This is a genomic window from Rhizobacter sp. (genome assembly GCF_035702065.1).
In the GTDB taxonomy this organism is placed as follows: domain Bacteria; phylum Pseudomonadota; class Gammaproteobacteria; order Burkholderiales; family Burkholderiaceae_C; genus Rhizobacter.
Genome location: NZ_DASSRA010000494.1, coordinates 1 through 3285 on the forward strand (window position 1 = coordinate 1; position 3285 = coordinate 3285).

The 3285-nt window shown below is 69.6% G+C and carries 4 protein-coding genes and 1 pseudogene; 2 read left to right on the forward strand and 3 right to left on the reverse strand.

The window, feature by feature from the left end:
- The first annotated feature begins 199 nt into the window (after window positions 1–199).
- Window positions 200–1009: a sugar phosphate isomerase/epimerase family protein gene (locus VFL64_RS22070; RefSeq protein ID WP_489542542.1), complete on the forward strand. Its 810-nt coding sequence runs from the start codon at window positions 200–202 to the stop codon at window positions 1007–1009.
- Between the two features lie 31 nt (window positions 1010–1040).
- The gene (locus VFL64_RS22075; RefSeq protein WP_489542543.1) at window positions 1041–1631 is read left to right on the forward strand and encodes a DNA-3-methyladenine glycosylase; all 591 of its coding nucleotides are present in this window, start codon (window positions 1041–1043) and stop codon (window positions 1629–1631) included.
- A 31-nt stretch (window positions 1632–1662) separates the two neighbouring features.
- On the opposite strand, the gene VFL64_RS22080 is transcribed toward VFL64_RS22075, so the two are convergent.
- The 3 genes and pseudogenes from VFL64_RS22080 to VFL64_RS22090 form a co-directional block, all read right to left on the reverse strand.
- Window positions 1663–2370: an ABC transporter ATP-binding protein gene (locus VFL64_RS22080; protein ID WP_489542544.1), complete on the reverse strand. Its 708-nt coding sequence runs from the start codon at window positions 2368–2370 to the stop codon at window positions 1663–1665.
- A complete protein-coding gene (locus tag VFL64_RS22085) occupies window positions 2363–3115 on the reverse strand; it encodes an ABC transporter ATP-binding protein (protein ID WP_489542545.1) in 753 nt (250 codons plus the stop codon). Before VFL64_RS22085 ends, VFL64_RS22080 begins: the two co-directional genes overlap by 8 nt.
- Window positions 3112–3285: pseudogene (locus VFL64_RS22090) on the reverse strand (branched-chain amino acid ABC transporter permease); the annotation flags it as partial. The gene VFL64_RS22085 and the pseudogene VFL64_RS22090, both read right to left, overlap by 4 nt.

The window sequence follows — 3285 nt, forward strand, 5'->3', positions numbered from 1 at the left end:
GGACTACGAGAGTGCAGCGGGCCGCAGCGCCTCGCTGGGCACGGGGGCCGGCACGGTGCGCTACAACCTGTCGAAGAACACCTTCCTGTACTCGGGCTATTCGTTCTCCACCGGTGACCTGAAGGATCGCATCAGCGAGTCCCAGGTGTTCCAGGCCGGCCTGCGCATGGCGTGGTGATGTCGCAGGAGTGAAGACGGCGTGAGGGTTCTGTCGCTGGCCGCGCTGACGGTCCTGGAGCTCTCACCCGTCGAGATGGTGCGCTGCGCCGCGCAGGCCGGCTACACGCACGTGGGCCTGCGTGCGCTGCCGGCCACTGCGCAGGAGCCGCAGTGGCCGCTGGTCGGCGAGACGCCCCTGCGGCGCGAGGTGCAGGCCGCCCTGCGCGACACCGGGGTGCAGGTGCTCGACGTGGAGATCCTGCGTCTGAAGCCCGAGACCGACGTACTCGCTTTCGACCCGGTGCTGGAGACGGCGGCGGCGCTCGGCGCGTCGTTCCTCCTCGCGGCCGGCAACGACCCCGACGAAGCCCGTCTCACGCAACGCCTGGCCGCGCTCGCGCAGCGCGCGCGTGCCCACGGTCTGCGCGTGTGCATCGAGCCCATGCCCTGGACCGAGGTGCGCGACTTCGCGCAAGGCCTGCGCGTGGTGCAGGCCACGGGCAATGACGACATCGGCGTGCTGGTCGACCCCCTGCACTTCGACCGCGGCGGCAACCATGCCGAGCAGCTGCTGTCGGTGCCGCCGCAGCGCTTGCCCTACCTGCAGTTCTGCGATGCGCCGGCCGAGCGGCCCGCGTCGCTCGACGGGCTGCTGCAGCAGGCGCGGGGAGCGCGTCTCATCCCCGGCGAAGGAGGGCTCGATCTGCTGGGGCTGTTGAGCGCCGCCCCGGCCGGCGCGCCGCTCAGCCTGGAGGTGCCCATGGACGTGCAGGCCGATGCGCGCACGCGGGCTGCGTTGCTGCGGCAGGAGACGGTGAAGTGGCTGCAGCGCCATGCGCTGGCGGGCTGACGCTTCTTCTCTGCGCTAAGGTGCGTGCGGTATGGCCGCATCAGCACTTCCATCTCACCGCATCGACTTTCTTGCGCCCTCTGACGAGGTGGCGCGCGCGCTGATTGGGGCGCACGTCTATGTCGATGGCGTGGGCGGGCGCATCGTCGAGACCGAGGCCTACGACCGCGACGACCCCGCTTCGCACAGCTTCAGCGGGCCGACGGAACGCAACGGCGTGATGTTCGGGCCGCCGGGGCGGGTGTATGTGTACCGCTCGTATGGGATGCACTGGTGCCTCAACTTCGTCTGCCGCGAAGAGGGGCATGGGGCGGCGGTGCTGATCCGGGCGATCGAACCGCTGCAGGGTCTCGACGTGATGCGTGAGCGGCGCGGGATCGAGGATGAGCGCCTGCTGTGCGCCGGGCCGGGGCGCCTGGCGCAGGCGCTGGGGGTGACGCGCGATCTCAACGGGCATCGGCTGGATCGCAAGCCGTTCGATCTTCGGCCGCGCGATGAGTCGTTGCCTGTGGTCGCGGGGCCGCGCATCGGGATCTCCAAGGCGGTGGAGTTGCCGTGGCGGTTCGGGTTGGCGGGCTCGCGCTTCCTGAGCAAGCCGTTTCGTGGGCCAGTCAGTCGCTGAGGCGGGCCTTTCTCACCTGTTCTGAAGGCGCTTAGGCCTTGGCGACGGCCAGCCAGCGGTCGAGCTGCTCGGGTGCGGCCAGCAGGGCCGCACTGCCGTCACGGTGCACCACGCTGCCGCGGTCCAGCACCACGGCCTGGTGGGTGATCGGCAGGATCATGCGCGGGTTCTGCTCCACGATGATGGCCGACATGCCTTCGTCCCGCACCACGCGGGCGATCGAGCGCAGCAGCTCTTCCACGATAATGGGCGCGAGCCCCTCCAGCGGCTCGTCGAGCAGCAGCAGCTTGGGGTTCAACACCAGCGCGCGGGCCACGGCCAGCATCTGCTGCTCGCCACCCGACAGCTGGTTGCCCATGTTGGACTTGCGCTCCGCCAGCCGCGGGAACATCTCGTAGGCGCGCTGCACCGTCCAGGGGCCGGGGCGGGCGACGGCGGTGAGGTTCTCGTCCACCGTCAGGCTCTTGAAGATGTTGCGCTCCTGCGGCACCCAGCCGATGCCGGCGGCAGCGCGCAGGTGCGGCGGCAGGGTGGTGATGTCGCGCCCGCCGAGCGAGATGCGCCCGGCATGGCGGCGCGTCACGCCCACCAGCGTGTTCATCAGCGTGGTCTTGCCGGTGCCGTTGCGCCCCAGCAGCGCGAGCGACTGGCCGGCTTCGAGCGCGAGGTCGATGCCTTGCACCACCACCGCTTCACCGTAGCCCGAGCGCAGGCCTTCGACCTTGAGCAGCTCAGCCATGCCCTTCCCCCAGGTACACCGCCTTCACGCGTGGGTCGGTGGAGATACTCGCCACGTCGCCTTCGGCGAACAGCGCGCCGTTGACGAGCACGCTCACCGTGCGGGCGAAGTTGAAGACGAGGTCCATGTCGTGTTCGATCAAGAGGATGGTCACCTCAGCCGGCAGCGCGTTGATGGTGTCGAAGATCTCCTGGCGCTCGCCCTCGGGCACGCCGGCCACGGGTTCGTCGAGCAGCAGCACGCGCGGCTCGCTGGCAATCGCCGTGGCGATCTCCAGCAGGCGGCGCTTGCCGTAGGCGAGCACGTTGACCTTCTGGTCCATCACGTCGTCGAGGCGGAACTGCTTGAGCAGCACCGCGCAGCGCTCGGCCACGCGCGGGTCGCTGCCGAGCGGCTTCCACCAGCCGTGGCTGATGCCGAGCTGCGCGCTGACGGTGAGCGCGAGCGACTGCAGCGGTGTCATCTCGTTCCAGAGCTGGTTGATCTGGAAGGTGCGCACGATGCCGCGGCGCACGCGCTGGTGCGGGGCGAGCCTGGTGATGTCCTGCCCGTCGAGCGAGATGCGGCCGGAGGTCGGCTCCACCACGCCGGTGAGCAGGTTGACGAGCGTGGTCTTGCCGGCGCCGTTGGGGCCGATCAGCGCGTGGCGCGCGCCCTTGTGGACCTGGATGGAGACGTCGTTGGTCGGTGTGATGCCGCCGTAGCGCTTCAGCAGGTTGTGGGTTTCGAGGACCACGGTGCTCATGTCCCGCTCCCCCGCTTGAACCACGTCCACGGGCGAATCAGACGCTCACGGCCCACCAGCATCAGCACCACGAGGAAGAGGCCCAGCCAGAAGGTCCAGTACTGCGGCGTCCAGGCCGAGATCAGGTCGTGCAGCAGCTTGAAGATGATGGCGCCGAAGATGCCGCCGTA